Origin of the sequence: Magnetovibrio sp. (genome assembly GCF_036568125.1) — a bacterium.
Classification (GTDB): Bacteria; Pseudomonadota; Alphaproteobacteria; order Rhodospirillales; family Magnetovibrionaceae; genus Magnetovibrio.
Genome location: NZ_DATCTF010000011.1, coordinates 20,014 through 45,368, shown reverse-complemented (window position 1 = coordinate 45,368; position 25,355 = coordinate 20,014). Strand labels below are relative to the sequence as shown.

At 58.0% G+C, this 25,355-nt stretch carries 25 protein-coding genes and 1 tRNA gene; 20 read left to right on the top strand and 6 right to left on the bottom strand.

Annotated features, from left to right (window positions below; translation table 11 throughout):
- Positions 1-167 precede the first annotated feature (167 nt).
- The 3 genes from cimA to msrA all read left to right on the top strand — a co-directional run bounded on the left by cimA (position 168) and on the right by msrA (position 3,153).
- Entirely contained in the window at positions 168-1,778 is a 1,611-nt protein-coding gene (gene cimA / locus VIN96_RS08610; protein WP_331895459.1) for a citramalate synthase, read from the top strand.
- Between the two features lie 6 nt (positions 1,779-1,784).
- Complete coding sequence (locus VIN96_RS08605) at positions 1,785-2,582, top strand: RNA methyltransferase (protein WP_331895457.1); 798 nt, start codon at positions 1,785-1,787, stop codon at positions 2,580-2,582.
- A gap of 85 nt (positions 2,583-2,667) precedes the next feature.
- Positions 2,668-3,153, top strand: coding sequence for a peptide-methionine (S)-S-oxide reductase MsrA (gene msrA, locus VIN96_RS08600; protein ID WP_331895456.1), 486 nt, complete (start codon positions 2,668-2,670; stop codon positions 3,151-3,153).
- Between the two features lie 45 nt (positions 3,154-3,198).
- Here msrA and VIN96_RS08595 read toward each other — a convergent pair whose 3' ends face one another.
- Both VIN96_RS08595 and VIN96_RS08590 read right to left on the bottom strand, forming a co-directional pair.
- Positions 3,199-3,765, bottom strand: a complete 567-nt coding sequence (locus VIN96_RS08595) for a demethoxyubiquinone hydroxylase family protein (RefSeq protein ID WP_331895455.1) — start codon at positions 3,763-3,765, stop codon at positions 3,199-3,201.
- 3 nt (positions 3,766-3,768) lie between these two features.
- Entirely contained in the window at positions 3,769-4,248 is a 480-nt protein-coding gene (locus VIN96_RS08590; RefSeq protein WP_331895453.1) for a disulfide bond formation protein B, read from the bottom strand.
- A 164-nt stretch (positions 4,249-4,412) separates the two neighbouring features.
- Here VIN96_RS08590 and VIN96_RS08585 point away from each other — a divergent pair, with 164 nt between their 5' ends.
- Positions 4,413-6,407 (top strand): ATP-binding protein, encoded by a 1,995-nt coding sequence (locus VIN96_RS08585; protein WP_331895451.1) that lies wholly within the window; start codon positions 4,413-4,415, stop codon positions 6,405-6,407.
- On the opposite strand, the gene VIN96_RS08580 is transcribed toward VIN96_RS08585, so the two are convergent.
- Complete coding sequence (locus VIN96_RS08580; protein ID WP_331895449.1) at positions 6,404-7,021, bottom strand: YqaA family protein; 618 nt, start codon at positions 7,019-7,021, stop codon at positions 6,404-6,406. The two genes, VIN96_RS08585 and VIN96_RS08580, sit on opposite strands and share 4 nt — an antisense overlap.
- 165 nt (positions 7,022-7,186) lie before the next feature.
- Between VIN96_RS08580 and VIN96_RS08575 the strand changes: the two genes are divergently transcribed.
- Positions 7,187-7,273 (top strand) — tRNA-Leu (locus VIN96_RS08575).
- A gap of 18 nt (positions 7,274-7,291) precedes the next feature.
- On the opposite strand, the gene VIN96_RS08570 is transcribed toward VIN96_RS08575, so the two are convergent.
- Complete coding sequence (locus VIN96_RS08570; RefSeq protein ID WP_331895448.1) at positions 7,292-8,587, bottom strand: HAMP domain-containing sensor histidine kinase; 1,296 nt, start codon at positions 8,585-8,587, stop codon at positions 7,292-7,294.
- On the bottom strand, positions 8,584-9,441 hold the full coding sequence (phnD, locus tag VIN96_RS08565; protein ID WP_331895447.1) for a phosphate/phosphite/phosphonate ABC transporter substrate-binding protein: 858 nt from the start codon (positions 9,439-9,441) through the stop codon (positions 8,584-8,586). The genes VIN96_RS08570 and phnD overlap by 4 nt, the downstream gene beginning before the upstream one ends.
- Positions 9,442-9,845: 404 nt before the next feature.
- On the opposite strand from phnD, the gene napF reads away from it, so the two are divergent.
- The 12 genes from napF (at position 9,846) to VIN96_RS08505 (ending at position 19,819) form a co-directional block, all read left to right on the top strand.
- Positions 9,846-10,361 (top strand): ferredoxin-type protein NapF, encoded by a 516-nt coding sequence (gene napF / locus VIN96_RS08560; protein ID WP_331895445.1) that lies wholly within the window; start codon positions 9,846-9,848, stop codon positions 10,359-10,361.
- Positions 10,358-10,615, top strand: a complete 258-nt coding sequence (locus tag VIN96_RS08555; protein WP_331895444.1) for a chaperone NapD — start codon at positions 10,358-10,360, stop codon at positions 10,613-10,615. The genes napF and VIN96_RS08555 overlap by 4 nt, the downstream gene beginning before the upstream one ends.
- Positions 10,612-13,122 carry a nitrate reductase catalytic subunit NapA gene (napA, locus tag VIN96_RS08550; protein WP_331895442.1) on the top strand — a complete coding sequence of 837 codons (2,511 nt, stop codon included), beginning with the start codon at positions 10,612-10,614 and terminating at the stop codon, positions 13,120-13,122. The genes VIN96_RS08555 and napA overlap by 4 nt, the downstream gene beginning before the upstream one ends.
- A 23-nt stretch (positions 13,123-13,145) precedes the next feature.
- Entirely contained in the window at positions 13,146-13,919 is a 774-nt protein-coding gene (gene napG / locus VIN96_RS08545; protein ID WP_331895440.1) for a ferredoxin-type protein NapG, read from the top strand.
- Positions 13,916-14,833 (top strand): quinol dehydrogenase ferredoxin subunit NapH, encoded by a 918-nt coding sequence (gene napH / locus VIN96_RS08540; RefSeq protein ID WP_331895438.1) that lies wholly within the window; start codon positions 13,916-13,918, stop codon positions 14,831-14,833. The genes napG and napH overlap by 4 nt, the downstream gene beginning before the upstream one ends.
- 51 nt (positions 14,834-14,884) lie before the next feature.
- Complete coding sequence (locus VIN96_RS08535) at positions 14,885-15,340, top strand: nitrate reductase cytochrome c-type subunit (protein WP_331895436.1); 456 nt, start codon at positions 14,885-14,887, stop codon at positions 15,338-15,340.
- 73 nt (positions 15,341-15,413) lie between these two features.
- A complete protein-coding gene (locus VIN96_RS08530; protein ID WP_331895434.1) occupies positions 15,414-16,052 on the top strand; it encodes a NapC/NirT family cytochrome c in 639 nt (212 codons plus the stop codon).
- A gap of 162 nt (positions 16,053-16,214) precedes the next feature.
- Positions 16,215-16,970, top strand: a complete 756-nt coding sequence (locus tag VIN96_RS08525; protein WP_331895432.1) for a glycerophosphodiester phosphodiesterase family protein — start codon at positions 16,215-16,217, stop codon at positions 16,968-16,970.
- Positions 16,960-17,340: a hypothetical protein gene (locus tag VIN96_RS08520; RefSeq protein ID WP_331895430.1), complete on the top strand. Its 381-nt coding sequence runs from the start codon at positions 16,960-16,962 to the stop codon at positions 17,338-17,340. Before VIN96_RS08525 ends, VIN96_RS08520 begins: the two co-directional genes overlap by 11 nt.
- Positions 17,337-18,380 carry a hypothetical protein gene (locus VIN96_RS08515; protein WP_331895428.1) on the top strand — a complete coding sequence of 348 codons (1,044 nt, stop codon included), beginning with the start codon at positions 17,337-17,339 and terminating at the stop codon, positions 18,378-18,380. Before VIN96_RS08520 ends, VIN96_RS08515 begins: the two co-directional genes overlap by 4 nt.
- The gene (gene hypA, locus VIN96_RS08510) at positions 18,373-18,714 is read left to right on the top strand and encodes a hydrogenase maturation nickel metallochaperone HypA (RefSeq protein ID WP_331895426.1); all 342 of its coding nucleotides are present in this window, start codon (positions 18,373-18,375) and stop codon (positions 18,712-18,714) included. Before VIN96_RS08515 ends, hypA begins: the two co-directional genes overlap by 8 nt.
- Before the next feature lies 1 nt (position 18,715).
- Positions 18,716-19,819 (top strand): hydrogenase maturation protein HypF, encoded by a 1,104-nt coding sequence (locus VIN96_RS08505; RefSeq protein WP_331895424.1) that lies wholly within the window; start codon positions 18,716-18,718, stop codon positions 19,817-19,819.
- On the opposite strand, the gene VIN96_RS08500 is transcribed toward VIN96_RS08505, so the two are convergent.
- Positions 19,816-21,435, bottom strand: coding sequence for a helix-turn-helix domain-containing protein (locus VIN96_RS08500; RefSeq protein ID WP_331895422.1), 1,620 nt, complete (start codon positions 21,433-21,435; stop codon positions 19,816-19,818). The genes VIN96_RS08505 and VIN96_RS08500 overlap by 4 nt on opposite strands.
- A 261-nt stretch (positions 21,436-21,696) precedes the next feature.
- Between VIN96_RS08500 and VIN96_RS08495 the strand changes: the two genes are divergently transcribed.
- The 3 genes from VIN96_RS08495 (at position 21,697) to VIN96_RS08485 (ending at position 25,349) form a co-directional block, all read left to right on the top strand.
- A complete protein-coding gene (locus VIN96_RS08495; RefSeq protein WP_331895421.1) occupies positions 21,697-23,046 on the top strand; it encodes a substrate-binding protein in 1,350 nt (449 codons plus the stop codon).
- Positions 23,047-23,180: 134 nt separating this feature from the next.
- Positions 23,181-24,197 carry a branched-chain amino acid ABC transporter permease gene (locus VIN96_RS08490; protein WP_331895420.1) on the top strand — a complete coding sequence of 339 codons (1,017 nt, stop codon included), beginning with the start codon at positions 23,181-23,183 and terminating at the stop codon, positions 24,195-24,197.
- Between the two features lie 3 nt (positions 24,198-24,200).
- Entirely contained in the window at positions 24,201-25,349 is a 1,149-nt protein-coding gene (locus tag VIN96_RS08485) for a branched-chain amino acid ABC transporter permease (RefSeq protein ID WP_331895419.1), read from the top strand.
- The last annotated feature ends 6 nt before the right edge of the window (positions 25,350-25,355 follow it).

Genomic DNA, 25,355 nt, shown 5'->3' with positions numbered 1-25,355 from the left:
ATTCTATCTGGAGAATATACGCAAGCGTGTATATCTCCAAGCCCAGCGTCATTAAACTGGAAAGGTCGCTTTTGCAGCGCCGCCAGAAACAGCGCGGAAAATCTTGTGTGCAGGCGCGAAATTGGGCATGCTCCGCTCTTCTTTACATATGAGGATACGTCAATCTTATGAGCGCCAACCGCGTCTACATCTACGACACCACGCTGCGCGACGGCGCCCAGACATCGGGCGTTGATTTCGGCCCCGTGGACAAGGACGTCATTGCGCGCGATCTTGACGATCTGGGCGTGGATTACATCGAAGGCGGCTGGCCCGGCGCAAACCCCACCGACGACAGCTTTTTCGATAACCTGCCGAAGATGAAAACGGCGCGCATCGCCGCGTTCGGCATGACGCGCCGCGCCGGGCGTAGCGCCGACAACGACCCGGGCCTCAATGCGCTGCTCGGCACCGATGCGCGGGTGGTGTGCATGGTCGGCAAGACTTGGGACTATCACGTCGACGTGGCATTGGGGATCGAGCGCAGCGAAAACATCGCCATGATCCGAGACAGCATCGCCTATGCGGCGAGCAAGGTGGACGAGGTGATGTTCGATGCCGAGCATTTTTTCGACGGCTACAAAGCCAATCCCGAATTCGCCATGGAATGTCTGCACGCCGCCATAGACGGTGGTGCCCGCTGGGTGGTGTTGTGCGACACCAACGGTGGCACGCTGCCGTTTGAAATCGAAGACATCGTCGCCAAGGTTTGCGAAACTGTGCCCGGCGATAAAATCGGCATCCACTGCCATGACGACACGGGCAATGCGGTGGCCAATTCTTTGGCTGCGGTACGCGCGGGGGCGCGCATGGTTCAAGGCACTATCAACGGTTTGGGCGAACGCTGCGGCAACGCCAACCTGGTCAGCGTGATCCCGACGTTGATGCTCAAAATGGGCTTTGAAACCGCGGTCGGGGCGGGCGGCCTCAAACATCTCAGCCACGTGTCCAACGCGCTAGACGAACGTCTCAACCGCGCGCCGGACCGCCATCGCCCTTATGTCGGCGAGTCGGCGTTCGCCCACAAAGGCGGATTGCATGTTTCGGCGGTGGAGAAAGACCCGCGCTGTTATGAGCACATCGATCCCGAAAGCGTCGGCAATCACCGCCAGATCCTGGTGTCCGACCAAGCCGGGCGGTCCAACATCTTGGCGCGTTTTCGCGAAATCGGGCTAGAGGTCGACGATAAGGACCCGCGCATCAATGCGCTGCTCGACAAGGTCAAGGAAAAGGAAAAGCAGGGCTACGCCTACGACGGGGCGGAAGCCAGCTTCGAGCTGTTGGCGCGTCGCGCCATGGGTAGCGTGCCCGAATATTTTCATTGTTCGAGTTTTCGCGTCATCGACGAGCGGCGCTGGAATGCCAAAGGCGATTTGGTGACCCTGTCGGAAGCCACCGTCAAGTTGGCGTTGAGCAGCGACAAACACGAAAGTGATCAGCGCATGGCGGTGGCTGAGGGCAACGGCCCCGTCAACGCCCTGGACGCGGCGTTGCGCAAAGTCTTACTGCCGCTCTACCCCTCCTTGAGCGATTTGCGTCTGGTCGATTACAAGGTGCGCATCCTGACCCCCGGCGATGCAACAGCCGCCGTCACGCGGGTTATGATCGAAAGCACCGACACCAGCGGCCGCACCTGGGCGACGGTCGGGGTGTCCGCCAACGTCATCGACGCGTCGTACAACGCGCTGCGCGATTCCATCATCTACAAACTGTTTTGCGACGGCGCTTCGGCCGCTTAAAGAGATATGACCCCGACACCTTCTTCGACCAAACACCGCCGTCCCGCCAAACAAACTGCGTCCTCGGCTGCCGAAGGTGGCCCCGCGGTGATCTTGGTGCAGCCGCAATTGGGCGAAAACATCGGCATGGTGGCGCGCGCGATGCTCAACTGCGCGCTTTTGGATTTGCGCATCGTCGCACCGCGCGACGGCTGGCCCAATCCGTTGGCGTATAAAACCGCATCCGGCGCAGACGTAGTGCTCGACAACGCCCGGGTGTTCGACAGCACCGCCGAGGCCATCGCCGATTTGGGCCACGTGTTCGCCACCACGGCGCGGGCGCGCGATATGTCCAAGGATGTGCTGACGCCGCGCGCCGCCGCCAAAGAAATGCGCGACCTGCGTGCCCAAGAGGTGCAGTGCGGGGTGTTGTTCGGCAAAGAGGCGGTGGGCTTGCACAACGACGACATCGCGCTGGCCGACAGCATCTTGATGGTGCCGTTGAACCCCGGGTTCACGTCGCTGAACTTGGCCCAAGCGGTGCTGTTGATGGGCTATGAGTGGTTTCAGGTCGCGGCCGACCAGCCGGACGAAGTCTACGAAGTGCGCTTAGATACGCGTCGTGCTACCAAGGAAGAGTTGGTCGGCATGTTCGAACATCTGGAACGCGAACTCACTGACTGCGGGTTCCTCGGCGTCGAAGCGAAAAAGCCTGGCATGATCCGCAATCTGCGCAACATGTTCCAACGCGCCCGGATGACCGAACAGGAAGTCCGCACCATGCGCGGCGTGATCTCGGGCTTGGTGAAGAAACGCAAAAGCTGATCGCAGATTTTGATCGTATTGGATCCCTTGCGATCCTAAATCCTCTATCAGATACATCGACCGTGAACCGAGTGGAGGACAGCGAATGACCGAACGCGCCGTTTTGGCCGGGGGCTGCTTTTGGGGCATGCAGGATTTGATCCGCAAGTTGCCTGGTGTCGTGTCCACCCGGGTTGGATATACCGGCGGCGATGTGGCGCATGCGACGTACCGCAATCACGGCACCCATGCCGAGGGGATCGAAATCATCTTCGACCCCGAGCAGATTTCGTATCGCAAACTTCTCGAATTCTTTTTCCAGATCCACGACCCGAGCACCCCAAACCGCCAAGGCAATGATCGGGGGATGTCGTATCGATCCGCGATCTATTTTGTGAACGATGAGCAAGAACAAATCGCACGCGCCACCATCGCTGATGTAGAGGCTTCCGGACATTGGCCGGGTAAGGTGGTCACCGAAGTCGAACCGGTTGGCGATTTCTGGGAAGCCGAGCCTGAGCACCAGGATTATCTGGAACGGGTGCCGAATGGCTACACCTGCCATTTCGTGCGACCGGGTTGGGTGTTGTAGCGAGAAGGCAGGGATTGCTGGTTTCGAATCTTAGGCCGAAATTTTTTAAATTTTTTCCGACAGATTAATCGCCAGTTTGGTGCCGAATTTGATGGCGCGGCTGAGCAGGGGGTACGCAGGGGCGTTTTCGGCGCCATGCTCGTAACCGATGTCACGGTGTTCCAGCTCTTCCTCGCGGAATTTCGCGCAGGTGTCGCGTAGGTCTTTTTCGTCGTCGCCGAGCTTTGCGATCTGCGCTTGGTAATGCTCGTCGATGGTTTCCTCGACCGCAACCGTGCAGGCCATGGCGGCCTTTTCACCGAGCAGCGCGGTGCCCGCGCCAAGCGCGAAACCGGCAACGTGCCACAGCGGCATCAGCGCCGTGGGGCGAACGCGTCGGTTCGACACCATCTTGGAAAAGGTTTCCAGATGGACGTCCTCTTGTTCTTTCATGTGGCGGATCATGTCGCCCTTGGGGCCTTTGCCCAACACCGCCAACTGACCTTGATAGATGCGCACCGCGCCGTACTCGCCAGCCTGGTCGACGCGGATTATGCGTTCGATCAGCTCATCCTTGGTCGGATCGCCGGGCATGCGGCCGCCGACAGGGGTGGTGGATACGGTTTTGCTCATCGTTCAGGTCTCCCACTTGCGGGTGCGCAGCACGTAGAGAGATGCCAGCGCAAGCCCGTTTGAGAATAGTATATTCCACCCCGCCATGGAAATGCCCAACATCGTCCAGTCCACCGCATCGCAGGATTTTGGCGCTTTGCGCTCCAGACTGGCAAGCAGATCGGCGGTGGAAACCTGGGTCGGCAGTTTACCGCCGCAGCCAACGGCCGACGACCACCAATGCTGTTCGACACCGACATGATAAAACGCGATGGCGCCATTGATGGCGAATACAGCGGCTGCAAGTACGAACACAACGCCCAGCCATCGAGGGCGCAGCAATCCGACAAAACCCAGTACGATCGCCACGGCGAACGGTACGCGCTGATAAAGGCACAACACGCAGGGTTCCAGGTCGAAGCCGTACTGCGCAGTGTAGGCGGCAGCGAGAGAACCGACGCCAACCAAGATCAAGAAGGTGGGATAGAGATGGATATTTTTCATGGTGTATCTCTATAGACCACTTAGCCGGCGGGAAGAAAATCATTTCAATAAACGATTGATTGATATATTAGGTCAGACGCACATACAATTGTATTGCAGGGGCGGTGGTGAGACAACTTGGTCGGGGGGCCAAGGCGATGAACACGAGGCATGGCTGAGCAAGCATGACTGAACAAAAGACCCCCACTTCGACACTGAAAACACCAGCCAAATCAGGCTTTTTTTCGTCCGTTCGATTTGTCCTGATCGGCATCGTCTTGGTGTTGGGCTTGGTGCAGTTGGTGAACGGCAGCTACCGTGCGTTCGATGCCTGGAAGGTCTATCAAGCGGCGATTCAGGCAGAGATTTCGGAAGAAACTTTCGATACGCTGATGAAAGCCCTCGGCGCGCTTGATTTCGAACGCTCGCGGACCGCCATCATATTGCGCAATCCGCACCCGATATCTGCACAGGACCGGAAATTCATCGATCAAAACCGCAAGATTTTGGGTGAGTTGCGGGCGCGCATTGAAGGCAATCAAAAACAGGCGTTTAAAGTGCCATTGGCGCAAAGCGTGGCAAAGCTGTGCGATCAATTGGAAGATGTGCGTGCCCGCGCGGACGATAATCTGACCAAACCCTTGGCAATGCGCGATACCAACATATTGTTGGAATGGTCGGCGGCAACATCGCGATTGCTTTCGGTCATCGAGTCCGAAGTGTTGCAGCTGATTGAGCGTCAAATTGGCGCTGAGAACGAGGAACTTTTAACGGTTTCACGACTTCAAATGTTGCGGTTTTACGGATCGCAGTTGCGTAAATATGGTGTCGGGGAATCGTCGCGCATTCATATGGGGGTGCGCTCGGGCAAGCCGATCAGCATAGACGCCCTGCGCCAAATTTATGAATTCCGTGGACGTGGCGAAGCGTTGTGGGCGTTTGTCGAGCAGCATGCAAAAGCCGTGGATCATCCCGAGGTCTCCGCGCAAATCGAAAATGTCCGACGTTACCTGATAGACCGGCTACGTCCCCTACAGGCCAGCATTCTCAAAAATGCGTCGTTTGGCGGTTATGATGTTAGCGAACAAGAGTACCTTGGCGTGGCGATGCCGACGTTCAAGACGCTTTCGGTCGCGATGGACAAGGTCGTCGAGGTCAGTCATGCCCTGACGCTTCAAAACAAAGACTGGGCCTTGCGTCAGCTGCTGATTTACAGCCTGATCATCGTTGTTGACGTGATCTTGATGATCGGCGCCGTTGTGTTCGTCTCGGTGCGATTGGTGCGCCCGCTTGAAGGGATGAGCGAACTCGTCAACAGCTTTCGCCAAGGTCACTACAACGTGCAATTTCCCTGGAGCCGCCGCCAAGATGAAATCGGTCATCTCAGCGAAGGCTTGGAAGATTTCCGCAAAACGCTGGTCGAACGTGAGCAGGTTTTCAGAGAACTTAAGATCGCTAAGAGCGAAGCCGAAGAGGCCAGTCGCGCTAAATCCGAGTTTCTGTCGAGCATGAGCCACGAATTGCGCACACCGTTGAACGCGATTTTGGGATTTTCTCAGCTTTTGCAATACGATCCCAAAACGCCGTTGACGGAACGTCAGGACGAGCATGTCAATACGATCATTGCCGCGGGACAGCATTTGCTGGAGTTGATCAACCAAATTCTCGATCTCGCCCGGATCGAAGCCGGTCATTTGCAGCTGTCACCGACGGACGTGAACGTCCACGAACTGATCGAAAGCTGTCTCGCCTTGACCCAGACGCAAGGCGCGCAACGCAACATCCAAATGCATAGCGATTGTGCCGGTGTCGATGCCGAAACGGCTATTTACGTCGATTCAACGCGCACCCGCCAAGTGCTGTTGAACCTGCTGTCGAACGCCGTCAAATACAATCGCGAAGGCGGTGAGGTCGAGGTCAAGTGCGCGCATGGTGCCGACGGCTTTATCACGTTGTCGGTCCGCGATACCGGTGTGGGTATTCCGGAAAATAAACAAACGCATATGTTCGAGGTGTTCAATCGTCTGGGTGCCGAGGAAACGGCGACCGAAGGCACCGGTATCGGGTTGGTGGTCACCAAGCAACTGGTCGAAGCAATGGGCGGTGAAATCGGCTTCACCAGCATCGAAGGCGAAGGCTCGACCTTCTGGGTGACGTTTCCCTTAAAAACGGCCGTTTAAAACAGAAACTTGACCGCGATAAAGCCGCCGAACAGCACCACGAATCCGCCTGTCACCAAAATGCCGAGATATTTTTCGACGAACTCGCGGATCGGGTCGCCGAAATACCACAGCAACCACGCTTCGAGGAAAAAGCGAATGCCGCGCGACAGCACCGACGCGATGACGAAGGTGCCAAGGTTCAGCGCCGTCACGCCGCTGGCGATGGTGATGACCTTGTAAGGGAACGGCGTCAGGCCGGCCATGGCGACCACCCATGCACCCCAGGCGTTGTACATTTCCTGAAATTCGGCGAATTTTCCGGCTTTTCCATAGAACTCCAACAGCGGACGGCCGATTTGCTCGAACAGGAAAAAGCCGATGCCGTATCCGGCGATGCCGCCCAGCACGCTGCCCACGGTGCAAACGGCTGCTATTTTCCAGGCTTTCTCACGACTTGCGAGAATCATCGGGATGAGCAGGATGTCGGGGGGGATGGGGAACACCGAACTTTCGATAAACGAAATGATGAACAGCGCCCACAAGGCATTGCGGTGGGCGGCAAAATTCATGGTCCAGTCATAGACGCTGCGCAGCAAGGCGGAAACTCCCCAGGTGTTGGGCTGTTGGTTCAAATCGAGCGAATTTCCCCCGCCCGGCAATGGTCATAGCAGCCCTGGGCGCGTTGGGCAATTGGCCGTCGTTTCGCCTCTGCGCGGGCATGTTCAATATCATATCTATATGTGTTGACCCGCGCGCGTCTCTGAGTATTATGTCGTCCGTTCACCAAACATCACAGTGCCCCTGTGGCGGAACTGGTAGACGCGCGGGATTCAAAATCCCGTTCCTGCAAGGGAGTGCCGGTTCGATTCCGGCTGGGGGCACCATTTTCCAAAAACAATCAATTAGGCTGTAACCGTTCTTTGTGGCGGGAAGCGCACCGTTACGGTCGTGCCTTTGCCCTTTTGACTTTGAATGTCGAAAGTTCCGCCGTGCAGTTCGACCAAGCCTTGGGTCAAGGGTAGGCCGATGCCGGTGCCTTCGTGTTTCTTGCCCACGGCGTTGTTCACTTGACCAAAGCGCGTCATGGCCTTGGCGAGGTCTTGCTCGTCCATGCCGACGCCGGTGTCCGCTACGACGAAGACGTGGGCCCCCAGTTCATCTTGTGACGCAGTGATGGATACGTGACCGCCTGCAGGGGTGAACTTAATCGCGTTGGACAACAGGTTGAGAATAATCTGCGTTGTGCGCCGTTTGTCGGCAAACAGCATGTCGCCACGGTTGTTCGTCTCGCTGGTGAGGCGGACATTGCCCTCGTCGGCGCGGTTGCGCACCATGCTTACGGTCGATGCCAGGGCTTCGCCAACATCGATGTTTTCTTCGGACAGTTCCATTTTTCCAGCCTCGACCGCGGAAACGTCGAGAATGTCGTTGATGAGATCAAGCAGGTGCGTGCCGGAACTGTGAATGTCGGTCGCATATTCCAGATACTTTTCATTCAGCGGGCCGAAAATTTCCGACTTCATGGTGCTTGAAAAACCGATGATGGCGTTAAGCGGCGTGCGCAGCTCATGGCTCATGTTGGCTTGCAGTTCGGTCTTTGCTTGGCTGGCGATTTCGGCGGCCTCTTTTGCAAGAACCAGTTCTCTTTCGATTTTTTGGCGTTCGGCGATTTCGTGTTCCAATGGATACACGGCAATGCGGGTCAAAAGCATCCACGCCGCCCCGCCAAGAGTGAGGGTGAAGACGATGGCGGCGAGATAAAGCGGAAAGGTGATTTCGTGCAGCCGTCTCGACACCAGTTGCGCATCCTTGATCATTTCGAGCTTACCCAACAATGCCCCGTTCCAAATCACGTCACGATGAACGGTGAGCGTCATGGGGGGCATCTGTTCGCGGGAAAATTCGGCCAGGACGAAATTGTTTGCGGTGCGCGCTTCGAGTTGAATCACCTCAGGGTGTTGTTTGCCCCAATCGGTGACGAACCGTTCCGCGACCACATAATCGTGTTTGAGCAAGGACTCACGCATCAACGACCCAATCAACTCCAACTCATGAGACGCAGCAAGGTGCTCGCGTTCGGTGATGACGGACTTGAAGTGGCCGGCCATGAAAAACACAAACGCGGAGAGAAGCACCAACACCAATACCGCCAGCGCTGATACGGCTCTGAGGCGCCAATTCGAAACATAGCGTTTCAATGGAGGAGGTTCCCTTCAAGCAAGCTCAGGAGGCGGCGCAATTCGTCATAATCTGGATCGCTCGCGGGCCGCATCGCTGTCATTTCCGTGTTCACTTGCCGCATGACCGAGCGTCCTTCAGCGCTGTCATTCATATCAAGAAACGCCTGACGCAGCGCTTGAACCAGTTGTTGCGGCATGTGGTTGTTGGTCGCAAAAATGTGTTCCGGCACGGTGGACGTGTCGGCCAGCTTGCGCAGTCCGCGATCGGCGTACCGGTCAAATACATCCTGTTTCACACAGCCCGCGTCGAAGTCGCCGACCAGCACCCCTAGGGCAACATTTTGATGGCTGCCCAAGGATTGTTGTGGGGGAAGTTCCGAAATAGGAACGCCGACGTCGATCATCATCGCCTGCGCCAGCAAGTCCATCGTGGAGAAACGGCTGACGGACGCAAAGTGCGCACCACGCAAATCCGAAATGGTGCGTGCCGGGCTGTCGTTGCGAACGAAGATCACACCGTGGAAACCCGTCAGGCCTGAAATTTCGGTTCGTGCCAAGATGGGCACGGGGCCATAGCGTTTTGTGATTTGGATATAAGGGACGGGGCCAAGGAAGGCGATGTCGACCTTTCCTTCGCCAATGTCGCCCATCAGCCCTTCAAAATGTTTGTAGAGCTTGAGTTCGACAGATCGACCGATTTTTTGGCTCAGATAATCGGACAAGGGCTTGAAGCGATGGGCCATGTCCGTGGCTGCCATATGCGGAATCAGTCCCAAGGTCATGGGGACGTCTTGGGCCAGAGCGACAGTGGAAATCAGCGTTGCGATGAAGAACGAGATCGCGGCAAACGCGTTACGCCAAATATGACGCATCGTGCGACATGTATTTCGCATTGCGCTTATCCCTTCAGCCCCCACTGTTATGGATGCGCCCCCGCGTGGCTCTATAATAATACAATATTATGTGGGCGAACAACCAATTGCAGAAAGGTCGCGCCTCTAAAACACGCTCTCGCTCCATGTGAACCGGGAATATGCATCCATGAGTAGCTTAGGTGATGGCGTGTTCTATTTTTGTATAGTTTCCACATTAAAATTGAGGGTAATATTGACCGTGGTCAAGGCGGCGCGGTCTTGAATATTATAAAGATTGAATGTTCGGGAATCCTGTTGGTCTGAACGACAAAGTCGCAATCCTCAGGAAAAAACGGGAAACGGTTTCAGGACGCCAGCGCGTATGGAACCAAGTCATTGTGGGCATGACCAGGGAGCCATCCATGCAGGTGTCGATATCCCGTAGGGCGTTGTTTACGGGGCGTTTGGCCAATCCGGCCCGTCCAGTGATACGACCGCCGTGGTCAGCACCGCAAGCAACCTTTCTCGACGCATGTGACCAATGCAACGAATGCCTCAGCGTTTGCGCTGAGGGCGTGATTGTGCAGGGTGGCGGCGGCTTTCCCGAAATCGATTTTCAAAATGGCGCTTGCACGTTTTGCGGCGATTGTGCGCAGGTGTGCGAGCCGGGCGCGATTGTCGCAGACGACATCTATCGCGCGGAACCCTGGGCCATCGTGGCGCGTTTCGGGGCGGAATGTTTGTCGCAAAACGGAGTCACCTGCCGGGTTTGCGGCGATCGCTGCGATGCCCGCGCTATTCGCTTTCAATTGGCCGTGGGCGGCGTTGCCCACCCCATTGTCAATCCATCCGCCTGCACAGGGTGCGGGGCGTGTGTTGCGCCGTGCCCGGTTGGCGCGGTCGAAGTCGTTTCAGTTCAACGGGAGGAACAGTCGTGAGCATAACGGGTCTGGTTATCCATGCCGTACCGGAAAACGCCGCATCGGTTCAAGCCGCCGTCGAGGCTTTGGACGGCGCTGAGGTGCACAAAGTCACGGAGGACGGCCGCTTGGTCGTCACCGTCGACAATCCGGACGACGGCAAGGCGGCACAAGTTTTTGATTCCTTCAGAACCATCGCAGGGGTGCTGAGCGCCTCTCTTGTTTACACCCATTTCGAAGAAGATCACGGCGAAGGGGAGCACGTATCATGAGCATCACAAGGCGGGACTTCATCAAGACCCAAGCCGCCCTGGCCGCAGCAACCGCGGCGGGCACCACGTTAACGGGCGTCAATGTCGCCACGGCGGCATCTCCCGATGATGACATCCGCTGGGACAAGGGCGTGTGCCGCTTTTGCGGAACCGGTTGCGGCGTTCTGGTCGGCACCAAGAAAGGCCGCGTCGTCGCCACCCAGGGCGATCCCGACGCACCGGTCAACAAGGGCCTGAACTGCATCAAGGGCTATTTCCTGTCCAAAATCATGTACGGCAAGGATCGCCTCACCAAGCCGCTGTTGCGCAAGACCAACGGCGTATACGACAAAGAAGGCAATTTTGAAGAAGTCTCGTGGGACGAGGCCTTCGACGTCATGGCCGAAAAGTGGAAAGAGGCCCTGAAGAAAAAAGGCCCGACCTCGGTGGGTATGTTCGGCTCCGGCCAGTGGACCATCTGGGAAGGCTACGCCGCGTCCAAGTTCATGAAGGCGGGCATGCGTTCCAACAACATCGATCCCAACGCGCGCCATTGCATGGCGTCCGCGGTGGGTGCGTTCATGCGGGCGTTCGGCATTGACGAACCGATGGGTTGCTACGATGACCTTGAGCACGCCGACGCGTTCGTGCTGTGGGGCGCCAATATGGCGGAAATGCACCCGATCTTATGGTCGCGCCTGACCGACACGCGCCTGACGCGTCCGGGTTGCGAAGTGCACGTGCTGTCGACCTTCGAACATCGTTGTTTCGAACTGGCCGACAACGGCATGATCTTCACCCCGCAAACCGATCTGGCGATCCTCAACTACATCGCCAATTACATCATCCAGAACAAAGCCTACAATCAGGACTTCATCGACAAGCACGTCAACTTCAACGCCACCACCACCGACATCGGCTATGGGCTGCGTCCCGAACATCCGCTGCAAAAGGCCGCGAAGAATCCGGATAAAGGTAAGTTCAACAAAATTTCGTTCGACGAATACGCCGCCATGGTGTCGGAATATACGTTGGAAAAAGCCAGCGAAATGTCCGGTGTTCCGGCTGAAAAGCTTGAGAAGTTGGCGCAGCTCTATGCCGACCCCAACAAGAAGGTCACGTCGTATTGGACCATGGGGTTCAACCAGCACACCCGTGGTGTGTGGGTGAACGGTCTGCTGTACAACGTTCACCTGTTGATGGGCAAAATCGCCGAGCCGGGCAACAGCCCGTTCTCGCTTACCGGTCAGCCGTCGGCATGCGGCACGGCGCGCGAGGTCGGCACCTTCGCTCATCGCTTGCCGGCCGATTTGGTGGTAATGAACGAAAAGCACCGCGATTTCGCCGAGGCCACCTGGGACTTGCCCAAAGGCACGATTCCGCCCAAGCCCGGCTACCACGCCGTGCTGCAAAATCGCATGTTGAAGGACGGCAAGCTCAACGCTTACTGGGTCCAGTGCAACAACAACATGCAAGCGGCGCCGAACATGAACGAAGAAGGTTATCCCGGCTATCGCAACCCGGAAAACTTCATCACCGTATCCGACCCGTATCCGACCGTTACCGCGATGGCCGCCGACTTGATACTGCCCACGGCGATGTGGATGGAAAAAGAAGGCGCTTACGGCAACGCCGAACGACGCACCCAGTTCTGGCGTCAACAAGTCGATGCCCCGGGCGAGGCGAAATCCGACGTCTGGCAAGTGGTCGAATTCTCCAAACGCTTCAAGGTCGAGGAGGTTTGGCCCGAGGAACTGCTGGCGTTGAAGCCGGAACATCGCGGCAAGACGCTCTATGAAGTGTTGTTCAGAAATGGCCACACGGACAAATTTCCGCTGCAAGACATCACCGACAACGCAGGCAATGTGTACAACAACTCGGAATCCAAGGACTTCGGTTTCTACCTGCAAAAGGGCCTGTTCGAGGAATATCGCGAGTTCCAGTACAAAGGACCCAAAAAGGGTCACGAGATGGCGCCGTTCGACGCCTATCACAACGCTCGCGGTCTACGCTGGCCGGTGTTGGACGGTCAGGAAACCCTGTGGCGGTTCCGCGAAGGTTACGACAAGCATGTCGAAGCCGGAACGGGCGTGCAGTTCTATGGCAAGCCCGATGGCCGTGCGGCGATCATCTTTGCGCCGTACGAACCACCTGCCGAAAGCCCGGATGACGAATACAATCTGTGGCTCAGCACCGGGCGTGTGTTGGAACACTGGCATTCCGGCTCTATGACTCGGCGTGTGCCGGAACTCTATCGCGCCTTCCCGGATGCGAAGATCTACATGCATCCGGACGACGCCAAGGATCGCGGCCTGAAACGCGGTCAGGAAGTCAAGGTGCAGACGCGACGTGGCGAAGTGACCACCCGCGTCGAAACGCGCGGCCGCAACAAACCGCCTCGGGGCTTGGTGTTCATGCCATGGTTCGATGCGGGGCAATTGGTCAACAAGCTCACGCTCGACGCCACAGATCCGCTTTCCAAGGAAACGGATTACAAAAAGTGCGCGTGCCGCGTGGTGCGGGCTTAACGGCTAAGGGGTAGGGCTCGATTATGGGCGAACCATCCACATCCACCAAGAGCGTGCAGTCGCGCCGCCGGTTTTTGGCCAATGTCGCCAGGGCCGCCGGGGGCGTGGGTGCGCTCAGCTTGGTGGTGGGATTGTTCGCCCGTCAGGCTCAATCACTGCCCGCGCAGGCTTTGCGTCCACCAGGGGCGGGGGCGGAAAGCGACTTTCTCGCCGCGTGTATCCGTTGTGGGTTGTGCGTGCGCGATTGCCCCTATCCGACTTTGGGGTTGGCCGATGTCGGCGAAGATGTGCCGGTGGGCACGCCCTATTTCGTTGCCCGTCGCGCACCGTGCGAGATGTGCGACGACATTCCGTGCGTCAAGGCGTGCCCGACCGGCGCACTGGATCCGAACCTCACCAACATCGACGACGCCGACATGGGGCTGGCGGTGTTGGTGGACGAGGAAACCTGCCTGAATTTCCAAGGATTGCGTTGCGACGTGTGCTATCGGGTGTGCCCGGCCATTGACCAAGCGATCACGTTGGAGATGCTGCACAACCCGCGCACCGGCAAGCACGCTGTCTTCATTCCCACGGTGCATTCGGACAAGTGCACCGGGTGCGGTAAGTGTGAACGCTCATGTGTTTTGGAAACTGCCGCCATCCGCGTCTTTCCCCGTCATTTGGCCAAGGGCCGCATCGGTGAGCACTATCGTCTCGGCTGGGTGGAAAAGGAAAACAAGGGTGAAGCCCTGATTCAAGGCATCGTCGATCTTCCCGACCGGATGCCGGGTAATTTGGGGGGAGGTCTCAAATGAGTACCAAAGCCTATCCCGGACGCGATGCGGTGAAATCGAAAGGCTGGTTGGTCGCACACAAGTGGCTGCTGATCCGCCGCGCGGTGCAGTTCGGCATCTTGGGCTTGTTTCTGGCTGGCCCGCTTGCGGGTGTGTGGATCGTCAAAGGCAACCTGACGTCTAGCCTCACCTTAGGCGTGTTGCCGCTGAGCGATCCGTTTATTTTGGTGCAGAGTTTGCTGGCGGGCCACGTCGCCGCCGCAAGCGCACTGATCGGTGCCGCAGTCGTGTTGGCGGTTTACGTCTTGGTCGGCGGACGCAGTTACTGTTCGTTCGTGTGTCCGATGAACATCGTCACCGATGCGTCGCGGTGGGCGGCCAAGCGCCTCGACCTGCCCAAGGGCTGGCAGCCTGTGCGCGAAACACGGTTGTGGATTTTGGCTTCGGTTATGGTCACGGCCTTGATTACCGGGGTGATGGCTTGGGAAATGCTCAATCCGGTCACCATTCTGCATCGCGGTTTGGTGTTCGGCAGCAGCTATGTTTGGACCGTGGCGCTGGCGATCTTCCTGTTCGACTTGGTGGTCAGCCGGCGCGGCTGGTGCGGGCATTTGTGCCCCATGGGGGCGTTTTACGGTTTGATCGGGTCGGTTAGCTTGACGCGGGTTTCGGCGCAAAACCGCAAAGCCTGTAACGATTGCATGGATTGCTTCGCGGTGTGCCCCGAACCCCACGTGATCACCCCAGCGTTACGCGGCGCAGGCTCGGCTATCGGGCCGGTGATCTTGTCTGGCGATTGCACCAACTGCGGGCGCTGCATCGATGTGTGCGCCAAAGATGTTTTTTCGTTTGATGTCCGCTTTCGCAACGACCCGCCCAAGGGCGAGGTGGATGAGGAAAGCATACCAATTTCAACGGACCGGCACGCGGCGTGAAAACCCGGCCGGAGAGGTTTTGCCTACTTAGGCTAGAAAGGGAGACTGGTCATGAAGACTTGGATCAAGGTGATGGCGGTGGGGATAGCTGTTGTGGCCGTGTCGGCGTTTGGCATGAACCACGCCGCATACGCCGAAGAAGGGGTGACGTCGTTGCGCGGGCAGACGGCGCTCGACGAAGAACCGGGCGCGGCCGATATCACCAAACAAGATACCGGCAAGCGGTTTACGCGCAATTATCGTCAGCAACCGCCGCTGATTCCACACAAGATCGAAAAGTATCAAATCGATCTGAAGGCCAATCAGTGTCTGGGGTGTCACGACTGGCCGCAGAACGTTGAAGCCAACGCACCGAAGATCAGTGAAACGCATTACGTCAGCCCGACGGGCGTGCGCCTGAACAAGGTGTCCGGAAGCCGCTGGTTCTGCAACCAGTGCCATGTTCCGCAGGCCGAAACCAATGCGCTGGTGCCGAACACGTTTACGTCGTCGATCGACCTGAAGTGACACGCGCCGTAGCGATATTCGAGATGACGCCCCGCATAGGGGGCAGCACACACTTGCGAGAGGGGATTGAGCCATGAGCGCCTCGAACGAAGAACCGAACTCCTTCCTGGGCCGGATGTGGCAACAGCTTCGCCGCCCCACGGCCCGATACGCCATGGGCACACTCCTGGTCTCCGGCTTTTTTGTCGGCATCATGTTTTGGGGTGGCTTCAACTGGTCGTTGGAACTTACCAACACGGAAACGTTCTGCGTAACGTGCCACGAGATGGAAGCCAACGTGTACCGCGAATACAAGGAAACGGTTCACTATTCAAACCGCACCGGGGTGCGCGCGACGTGTCCCGATTGCCACGTGCCGAAAACCTGGGTGCACAAAATGGCGCGTAAGATCAAAGCTTCCAACGAGTTGCTGCACCATTTCCTCGGCACCATCGACACCCGCGAAAAGTATGAAGCCAAGCGACTGGAGTTGGCCAAGAACGTGTGGAAGGTGATGAAGGAAACGGATTCCCGCGAATGCCGCAACTGCCATAACTTCGAATTCATGGACTTCGTGGTGCAAGAAAAACGTTCTCGTGGACGTCACGAAGAAGCCATCGATAACGGCATGACCTGCATCGATTGCCACAAAGGTATCGCCCACGAACTGCCCGCCGGCATTGTCGGTGTGGAGGGTGTGCCCAACGTCGGCAACCCGAATTTGGCCAATTGACCAGGGCCTGAAACGGGACTGTTTGACGTGTACGGTCTTCCTTTTGAACCCGTCGGGTGCGGTACGCATCCGGCGGGTTTTTTCCGCCTATAAGATTTGCTCTGTGGTGCAGTTGTCCGTCATACTCGGGTCAACGTTGGCCTGAATTGACGAGACCCCGATATGTCCGACCACCGCCCTGGCTACCTGCCCAAAATCATCGCCCATCGCGGCGCCAGTAAGCGTGCGCCGGAAAACACCCTGGCGGCCATCGCCGAGGCCGCCACGCTGGGCGCACGGGCGGTGGAATTCGACGTCACCATCAGCGCCGACGGCGTGCCGGTGCTGATGCACGACGAAACACTCAACCGGTGTAGCGACGGCCAAGGGCCGGTGATCTTGAAAACCCTGGCCGAGCTTCAGGCGTTGGACGCCGGTGGTTGGTTCGACGTCAGGTTCGCGGGCGAACGGATCCCGACCTTGGAACAAGCGTTGGAACTTGCCGCAGATCGCGGTTTCAGTGTGAACTTGGAACTCAAGCCGACGCTGGGTTGGGAAGCGCCAACGGTCTCCGCCATTTGCGACACACTTAAAAACGTCTGGCGCGCGGACATGGCGCTGGTGGTGTCGTCGTTCAATCCGTTGGCCCTGGAACAATTTGCGGCCGAGATGCCGGGCGTTGATCTGGGCTATCTATGCGATGCCGTGCCGCCCGATTGGCGTGCGCGTTTGGCTCGGTTTGGGTGCGTCAATCTGCATTGTTATGCGCCGTTCGTGACCCCCGATCTGGTGCGCGATGTGCGTGCTCATGGTGCGCGGCTGCACGTGTTCACCGTCAACGACCCCGATCAAGCGAAGGACTTGTTCGCCTGGGGGGTGGATGCGGTGTTTACGGATTGTCCCGATGTCATGTTGGAGGCCCTTGACGATGAAGGCTGATCGCGTTGCGACAGTAAGTTTGCTCGCGTTGCTGTATGGTGCTCAGGCTTGGGCGGGCGAAGCCGATGTGCTCGACGTGCGCGCGGCGCCGGCGCCGGGCGGTATCTATCGTTTCGATGTCACCGTACGCCACGCCGACGAAGGCTGGGATCACTACGCCGATGCTTATGATATCGTTGCCCCCGATGGCACGGTTTTGGGCACACGGATTTTGGCGCACCCACACGTCGACGAACAGCCGTTCACTCGCTCGTTGGGCGGGGTGCGCATTCCCCCAAACGTGACGACCGTCGCTGTGCGCGCTCACGACATGGTTCACGGCTTGGGTGGTAGGACGCAGCACATTCAATTGCCGGAGCGAGGCAAATGACCAACGCCATCGGCAGCGATTTCGCAGGGCACATCAACGTGCGCCTCCTTACCCTTGCGGGCCAGGTCTCTGCGGTTAAGATTGACAGCACCCGTCCGCGCGGCGTCGCCAAGGTCTTCGCCGGGCGTACGCCCGAAGAAACGGTTGGCCTGTTGGGGCGGGTGTTTTCACTGTGCGCCATGGCGCAAACCGTGGCCGGGCTCGAAGCCTTGGAAGACGCGTGCGGCGTGAACGTCGCCGCACCGCACCGCGCGGCGCGTGATATTCTGCGCGAAGCCGAAATGCTCACCCAAACGCTTTTACGCGTATGCATGGATTGGCCGCGCGTGCTCGACATGCCCCCCGCCGTCGAAGTGGCACGCGCGGCATTGTCCGCGCAGGCCGGATTGGAAGCCGATCTATTTGATGGACAAAATTGGAAGGTCATTGGTGGCGTGGCGATGAGCCCGGACGAAGATGCGTTGCGCACGCGTTTGTGCGATCTGCAGGATGTCGTGGCAAAGACGTTCGATCCAGGCGGTCTTGCCGAGACCCTGGTGGCGGCTTTGGACCGTCGCGGTCTCAACGGTTTTGGCGCGCTCGGCGAGGGTGTCGCGCCCGAAAGCGGGGCGTTGTCGCGTCACTGGAACGACGCGGATGTCGCCGCCGCACGGATCGCGTTCGGCGCGGGGTTGCGTGCGCGGCTGTTGGCGCGGTTTGCCGACATGCGGAGTCTGCCGGTGTCGTTGTTGAACGCGGTGGGGGAGCTTCATCCATGCTCTGGTCGAGAATTCAATCCGAACGCGAACGGTGCAGGTACGGCGACGGTGGAAACGGCGCGTGGCGCATTGACCCATACTGTAAGCGTCAAGGACGGCAAGATATCAACCTACGTGATCGATGCGCCGACCGATTTGAATTTTTTAAATGATGGCGTGGTGGCGACTGGGCTCTTGGGGGCCGCGGCAGTCGATCCCGATGCTTTGAACGCGGCGGCGGAGCTGCACGTCTTGGCGGTCGATCCTTGTGTCCGTTGCACGTTGGAGGTCCGCAATGCATGAAATGTCGCTGGCCGAGGGCGTGCTGCAAATCTTGCAAGACCAAGCCGCCACCCAGAACTACACCAAGGTCAAAACCGTGTGGCTGGAAATCGGCGAACTGTCGCACGTCGATCCGGATGCAATCGCGTTTTGCTTCGATGCCGTGATTCGCGACACGCTCGCCGATGGCGCAAAATTGGAAATCATCCGAACCCCCGGTCAGGCTTGGTGTCATGACTGCATGGAGCACATCGCGATTTCGAGCCTTGTCGATCCGTGTCCCAAATGCGGCGGGCATCGCATCCAGGTGACGGATGGCGACGACATGCGGGTCAAGGAATTGGAGGTCGATTGACATGGTCGACGCGGACATCGCCACGGTGATCGATCTGGACCGGTCCTATTCGACGGTGTTGGGTGTGGGCGCGCATCTCAAGGCGAGCTTGTGTTTGATCAAGGGTGACAAGGCGTTCGTCACCGTGCCAGCCGGTGACATGGAAACGCTCGAAGCGGTCGAGCTGTATGAGCGCTTGTTGAACAAGCTTCTGGATATGGCAGGCGGTAACAGCGAAGTCGCCGCTTGCGCACATGACTTGCATCGCGATTTTCACTCAACTCAATCTGCGCAAAGATTGGGCTGTCCCACCATAGCGGTGCAACATCACCATGCGCACATCGCGTCGGTCACGGCGGAGCACGGTTGCGATGAACCGCTTTTGGGATTGGCGCTGGATGGGTTCGGCTTGGGGCCGGGCGACCAGTCGTGGGGGGGCGAGTTGTTGGTTGTGGACGGGGCTGCCTATGAGCGGTTCGGCGGATTGCATCTTTTGGCTCAACCTGGCGGGGACGTTGCTGCACGCGAGCCGTGGCGCATGGGGGCTGCGGCTTTGTACGCCTTGGGTCGGGGTGACGAGATCGCCGCCTACTATCCCCACCAGCCGCATGCGGCGATGTTGTCCGAAATGATTGAACGCAACTTGAACAGTCCAAAAACGTCGAGTTGCGGACGTTTGTTCGACGCCGCGTGCGGGCTTCTCAAAGTGTGTGAAGTCTCCGAATTTGAAGGCCAGGCGCCGATGGCGCTGGAGGCAATGGTTGCATCGCCGGACGTTCTCGACGGCGGGTGGGCGGTTACGGCGGACAATCATCTCGATATGCGAGGATTGTTGGCGGCATTGGTCGGAATGGAGGCCCCCGCCGGGGCAAACCTTTTTCACGGTACATTGATCGCAGCGCTGAGCGATTGGGTTCTTCGCGCGCGGGAACGAACCGGCTTGAACGCGGTCGGCTTAAGTGGCGGATGCTTTTTCAACGCCGTCGTCAAACAAGGGCTGACGGTCGCGCTTGAGGGTCAAGGGATGAAGGTGTTGTCGCCCGAGCTCCTTTCACCGGGTGACGCAGGATTGAGTTTCGGTCAGGCGATGGTCGCGGCACTGAGCGTTATGCCGCCAAAGCCTTAGATATCGCCGATGCCCGGTGAAATGTTGCGGGCGCGTTGGGCGTTTGCGGCGGTGGCCTGCGGCGGTGGCGGTGCGGCGCGTTGGGCACAGTCGAGACGTTCGCACAATCGGCATGCCACGCCCACCGGCACGGCGGTGTCGGCGTGGTCGATGTCGATGCCGTTCGCATAGACCATGCGCCGCGCATCGCTGACTTCGCATCCGATGCTCACCGAATAATGGCTTTGCGGTTGTCCATGGTGCAACACCGGCTTGCTCACCGTGCGCGCGACGTTGAAATAGCGCGACCCGTCCGGCATGCGGTCCAGCTGCGTGCGGATTTGTCCCGGCGTCATGAACGCGTGATGAACGGCCCAGCGCGGGCAAGCGCTTCCGTATTTGGGAATGCGCAAACCCGACGCGCTGAAGCGTTTGGAAATGTTGCCCGCCACGTCAACGCGGATGATGTGCAGCGGAATGCCTGACGCGGTGGGGCTGCGCAATGTGGTGAGACGGTGGCAAATCTGTTCGTAACTGGCCCCGAATTGCTGGCGCAGCTGGCCGATGTCGTATCGTGTTGCTTCCGCTGCCGCCAACATGTCGTCATACGGCATCAGGCACGCCCCGGCGAAATAGTTTGCCAGCGCTGCAATGCCACGCCGGCGCGCCGCTTCGTTGGGCAATTCGGGTACGTTGACGAGCTTTTCGAACTGCGCACCGAACGACAATTTTCCGGCAAACAAGGCGAGATGGAAGTTCAGGCTGGAAAGCGGCAAGGCACGCGACACGATCAACTGCCGCCGCTCGCTGTCGTAAACGGTGGCGGTGGTCTCGTGAATGTCGGGGGCGGCGGTCTCGACGCTGACACCGTGCTTTTCCAGCAAGAACCCGGCAAGACGCATGTGCGGGGCGGGACTGTCCAGTCCGGCTTCGCGACGCAACTCGGTCGCAGCCTCTTCCAAATCCAGAAAGTAATTGTTGTTGGCCTGTATGAAGTCCGTCACGGCTTCGGTGGGCGACAACCCGCCGGCCACGTCCATCAGCCCATCGCCGGTGATCAGGCCCAGCATGTCGGTGACGGCCTCGGATAAATTCTCCGACTCGTTCATCACGATTTTCGAAAAGTCGTGACGTTCGTTCTCGCTCAAATCGTCGGTGTCGTGAAGAATTTCCGAAAACGACAGGATCGACGTCAACAGCATGCGCAGGCGGTACCCGGCGTTCGAAATCACCGGATCTTGGGCGAGGCGCTCGCTGACCATTTGTAAATCGTCATGGGCTTTGCGGTATGCGCCAAAGGCTTTGAGCACGGCTTGGCACAATTCAGGGGTGTCGGCGACCAACGCGCCGATGTCACTGTCGCTGAGTTGCAAATCCTCGAACATGGGATCTTGCAGGACTTCGGAGATTTCCGCGCTGAGCAGATTTTCTTGCTGGGGGGAGAAAACCTGCGGGTCGACTTCGAGGATTTGGCTGAGACGCAGCAGCAAAGGCACGGTCAAAGTGCGGCGATTGTGTTCGATCAGGTTGAGATAACTGGCCGAGATGCCCAACTGGTCCGCCAGCTTGACTTGGCTGAGGCCGCGATCGTTACGCAATCGACGCAAACGCGTGCCCAGCATGATGTTTTTGACCATTTTTGCTCGCCCAAGAATGTTTACAAGATTAACAAATTTACAACTCTTATCTTTTCAACGTTAACATAAAAAAGCACTAAAAAGCAAAATGTTGTCGACTTCCAACAGTCTTTGATGAAAATTCTTAACCGTCACTGTGACAGAGGGATTTCGGGCGAAAAGAAAAAAGACGGACCTCCCCAAGGCCTTCCTTCGAAATGTCACAGCCGTACTCCCCGGATTGGGCCGGGGGCGGAGACATAACAATCAGGGAGTTAAAACATGTCTGATCAATCTCGGGGTAAATCCGGAGGCGTTTCTCGTCGCGGTGTGTTGAAAGCCGGCGCGGCGACCGGTGTGGTTCTTGCCTCACCTGCTATTTTTGCCAGCCAGGCTCACGCCTTCCGCAACGATCCGGGCAGCGCCAAAAGCGTCAAGTTCGGTTTCAACGTGCCGCAGTCCGGCCCGTATGCCGACGAAGGCGCTGACGAACTGCGCGCTTACAAACTGGCCGTCAAGCACCTCAACGGTGAAGGCGACGGCGGTATGCTCAACACCATGAAGCCGCTGTCGCTCAAGGGCAACGGCGTTTTGGGCAAAAAAGTCGAATACGTGACCGGCGATACGCAGACCAAGTCCGACGCCGCGCGCGCATCGGCCAAGCGCATGATCGAAAAAGATGGCGTGTTGATGGTCACCGGCGGTTCTTCGTCGGGTGTGGCTGTCGCCGTTCAGGGCCTGTGCCAAGAAATGGGCACCATCTTCATGGCCGGCTTGACCCACTCCAACGACACCACGGGTAAAGACAAGAAGCGTTATGGCTTCCGTCACTTCTTCAACGCTTACATGTCGGGCGCCGCGCTCGGCCCGGTGCTGAAGGAAGAGTACGGCACGCAGCGTCGCGCCTATCACCTGACCGCCGACTACACCTGGGGCTGGACGCAGGAAGAATCGATCAAAAACACCACCGAAGGATTGGGTTGGGAAACCGTCAACACGGTTCGCACCCCGGTTGGTGCTGGCGACTTCTCGCAGTACATCACCCCGGTTCTGAACTCCGGCGCCGACGTGTTGATCCTGAACCACTACGGTAAGGACATGATCAACTCGCTGACCCAGGCCGTGCAGTTCGGTCTGCGCGACAAGCAGGTCAACGGCAAGAACTTTGAAATCATCGTTCCGCTGTTCTCGCGTCTGATGGCGCAGGGTGCGGGCGAAAACATCAAAGGCATCTTGGGCACCACCAACTGGAACTGGTCCTTGCAGGACGCCGGCTCGCAGGCTTTCGTTAAGTCCTTCGGCGCCGAATACGGTGCACCGCCGTCGATGGCTGCGCACACCTGCTACGTTCAGGCGCTGCTCTATGCAAACGCTTGCGAAATGGCCGGAACCTTCAACCCGGTTCAGGTGATCAAGGCCTTGGAAGGCTTCGAGTTCGACGGCATGGGCAACGGTGCGACCTTGTACCGCGCCGAAGATCACCAGTGCTTCAAGGACGTTCTGGTCGTGCGTGGTAACGAAAACCCGACGTCTCAGTTCGACCTTCTCAAGGTCGTCAAAGAAGTGCCGCGTGCTCAGGTCGAGTACGACGCCAAAATCTTTGGCGGTGAGTTGGGCCCGTACGAGGTCTAAGCCACAACAGGCGACGTGTGATGCCGACCGCACCGGCGGTCGGCATCATCGCCCCAAAAACAATAAAAAATTGGCGGCGCGCCGGGCTTCTGAAAAATAGAAATTCTACACGCTGAAGAGGCGGTTGGTTTATCATGGACGCTATCGTTCTACAGATTCTCAATGGCTTGGATAAAGGCGGAGCGTATGCGCTGATCGCCCTGGGCCTGACACTTGCATTCGGTACGCTCGGCATCGTGAACTTCGCGCACGGCGCGTTGTTCATGCTGGGTGCGTTTTGTGCGGTATCGCTGCAAAAAATCCTGACGATTTCTCAGCGCGTTCGCGATGAGAGCATCACGTTTTTCGAAGCGTACAAAGAGACCCCCTATCTGGAAATCTGGTGGGGCGATACCGGCACAAAGATCATCGAGTATTCCGTGCCGCTGTCCATCTTGCTGGCGATCCCGATCATGGTGGTCATTGGCATTGCGATGGAACGCGGTTTGATCCGCTTCTTTTACAAGCGCAGCCATGCGGAACAGATTCTCGTTACGTTTGGCCTGGCGATCGTGATCCAGGAAATCATCCGCCATTTCTTTGGCGCTAACCCAATTCCACAAGCCGCGCCCGATTTTGTTTCGGGCAGTGCCAATGTCGGTGCCATGCTGGGGCTCAGCGATACGCTGGTCTATCCGTGGTGGCGGCTGATCTATTTCGCCTTTGCCATGGTCGTGATCGGCGGCGTGTTTGCATTCTTGCAATACACCACCTACGGCATGGTGGTGCGTGCCGGCATGGCCGATCGCGACACCGTTGGGCTGTTGGGCATCAACATTCAGCGTCGTTTCACCATCGTGTTCGCCTTGGCGGCCGTGGTCGCAGGTTTGGCGGGCGTGATGTACACGCCGGTTCTGCCTCCGGATTACCACATGGGCATGGACTTCTTGGTTCTGTCGTTCGTGGTGGTCGTGGTCGGCGGCATGGGCTCTCTGCCCGGCGCCGTCGCGGCGGGCTTCATGCTTGGCATTTTACAATCGTTCTCATCGATGAACGAAATCAAAGAACTCATTCCCGGCATCGACCAAATCATCATCTATCTGGTCGCCGTGGTTATTCTCTTGGTCCGTCCGCGTGGTCTGATGGGTCGCAAAGGCGTGATGGAGAGCTAAGATATGAGCATTCACAGTACACGCAAAGACCTTCTGCTCATGGCCGTCTTCACGGTGGCGGTGCTGACCATGCCGATTTGGTTGTCGCCGATCGGTGCAGCATACCCTGACCTTTTGCAGAAGTTCGCAATCTTCGGCATCTTCGCCATCGGCTTCAACATTCTGTTCGGATTGACGGGCTATCTGTCGTTCGGTCACGCCGCGTTTTTGGGGGTCGGTTCCTACGCCGCGGTGTGGTCGTTCAAGCTGCTGACGATGAACGTCATTCCCGCGATTGTGTTCGGCACCTTGATCGCCGGCGTCTTCGCGGTGTTGATCGGTTTCATCAGCCTGCGCCGGTCAGGGATTTATTTCTCGATCCTGACGTTGGCGTTTGCGCAGATGTCTTACAACATGGCGTATTCGGTGCTCACGCCGATCACCAACGGTGAAACGGGTTTGCAGTTGACGCAAAACGATCCGCGCATCCTTGACGCCGCCGCGGTGGGCACCGGTTTGCCCTCGACGGAACTGTTCGGCATGAAGTTGAGCGGCTATCCGGGCTTCTATTTCTGCGCAGTGTTGCTGATCATCGGGTTCTACATTTCCTTGCGCATCTTCCGCTCTCCGTTCGGCCTCAAGTTGGCGGCGATCAAATCCAACCAAAAGCGCATGAACTATACCGGCTTCAATCCGCGCCCGTATCTGTTGGTGGCGTTTGTCATCTCAGGCATGTACGCGGGCTTGGCAGGGTCGTTGATGGCAGTCACCGATCCCCTGGCTGGCGCCGAACGCATGCAGTGGACGGCATCGGGCGAGGTCGTTTTGATGACCATCTTGGGCGGTGTCGGCACGCTGATCGGGCCGTTGCTCGGCGCGGGCTTGATCAAGTACTTCGAGAACATTTTCTCGTCCTACAACGAACAAGTTTTGCATCAGATTTTCAGTTTTCTTCCGGACTTCCTGGAAAAGATCATGGTGTTCATCGTCAATCCTTTCGTTGGCGAGGGCTGGCACCTGACCTTGGGCGCACTGTTCATGGTGGTCGTGATCTTCCTGCCCGGCGGAATCATGGAAGGATTCAGCCGCACCCTGGCGTGGATCAAGAAGGACCGTTCGAAGTCTGCCGACGATGCGGGACCGAAGGTCAAAACCAGGCCGAGCGAGGGCTAAGGAGAT

Excerpts from the sequence above, each read along its gene's own strand:
- cimA (WP_331895459.1), top strand. The coding sequence starts at position 168 with ATGAGCGCCAACCGCGTCTACATCTACGACACCACGCTGCGCGACGGC.
- VIN96_RS08605 (WP_331895457.1), top strand. The coding sequence starts at position 1,785 with ATGACCCCGACACCTTCTTCGACCAAACACCGCCGTCCCGCCAAACAA.
- msrA (WP_331895456.1), top strand. The coding sequence starts at position 2,668 with ATGACCGAACGCGCCGTTTTGGCCGGGGGCTGCTTTTGGGGCATGCAG.
- VIN96_RS08595 (WP_331895455.1), bottom strand. The coding sequence starts at position 3,765 with ATGAGCAAAACCGTATCCACCACCCCTGTCGGCGGCCGCATGCCCGGC.
- VIN96_RS08590 (WP_331895453.1), bottom strand. The coding sequence starts at position 4,248 with ATGAAAAATATCCATCTCTATCCCACCTTCTTGATCTTGGTTGGCGTC.
- VIN96_RS08585 (WP_331895451.1), top strand. The coding sequence starts at position 4,413 with ATGACTGAACAAAAGACCCCCACTTCGACACTGAAAACACCAGCCAAA.
- phnD (WP_331895447.1), bottom strand. The coding sequence starts at position 9,441 with ATGCGTCATATTTGGCGTAACGCGTTTGCCGCGATCTCGTTCTTCATC.
- napF (WP_331895445.1), top strand. The coding sequence starts at position 9,846 with ATGCAGGTGTCGATATCCCGTAGGGCGTTGTTTACGGGGCGTTTGGCC.
- napA (WP_331895442.1), top strand. The coding sequence starts at position 10,612 with ATGAGCATCACAAGGCGGGACTTCATCAAGACCCAAGCCGCCCTGGCC.
- napG (WP_331895440.1), top strand. The coding sequence starts at position 13,146 with ATGGGCGAACCATCCACATCCACCAAGAGCGTGCAGTCGCGCCGCCGG.
- napH (WP_331895438.1), top strand. The coding sequence starts at position 13,916 with ATGAGTACCAAAGCCTATCCCGGACGCGATGCGGTGAAATCGAAAGGC.
- VIN96_RS08535 (WP_331895436.1), top strand. The coding sequence starts at position 14,885 with ATGAAGACTTGGATCAAGGTGATGGCGGTGGGGATAGCTGTTGTGGCC.
- VIN96_RS08530 (WP_331895434.1), top strand. The coding sequence starts at position 15,414 with ATGAGCGCCTCGAACGAAGAACCGAACTCCTTCCTGGGCCGGATGTGG.
- VIN96_RS08525 (WP_331895432.1), top strand. The coding sequence starts at position 16,215 with ATGTCCGACCACCGCCCTGGCTACCTGCCCAAAATCATCGCCCATCGC.
- VIN96_RS08520 (WP_331895430.1), top strand. The coding sequence starts at position 16,960 with ATGAAGGCTGATCGCGTTGCGACAGTAAGTTTGCTCGCGTTGCTGTAT.
- VIN96_RS08515 (WP_331895428.1), top strand. The coding sequence starts at position 17,337 with ATGACCAACGCCATCGGCAGCGATTTCGCAGGGCACATCAACGTGCGC.
- hypA (WP_331895426.1), top strand. The coding sequence starts at position 18,373 with ATGCATGAAATGTCGCTGGCCGAGGGCGTGCTGCAAATCTTGCAAGAC.
- VIN96_RS08505 (WP_331895424.1), top strand. The coding sequence starts at position 18,716 with ATGGTCGACGCGGACATCGCCACGGTGATCGATCTGGACCGGTCCTAT.
- VIN96_RS08500 (WP_331895422.1), bottom strand. The coding sequence starts at position 21,435 with ATGGTCAAAAACATCATGCTGGGCACGCGTTTGCGTCGATTGCGTAAC.
- VIN96_RS08495 (WP_331895421.1), top strand. The coding sequence starts at position 21,697 with ATGTCTGATCAATCTCGGGGTAAATCCGGAGGCGTTTCTCGTCGCGGT.
- VIN96_RS08490 (WP_331895420.1), top strand. The coding sequence starts at position 23,181 with ATGGACGCTATCGTTCTACAGATTCTCAATGGCTTGGATAAAGGCGGA.
- VIN96_RS08485 (WP_331895419.1), top strand. The coding sequence starts at position 24,201 with ATGAGCATTCACAGTACACGCAAAGACCTTCTGCTCATGGCCGTCTTC.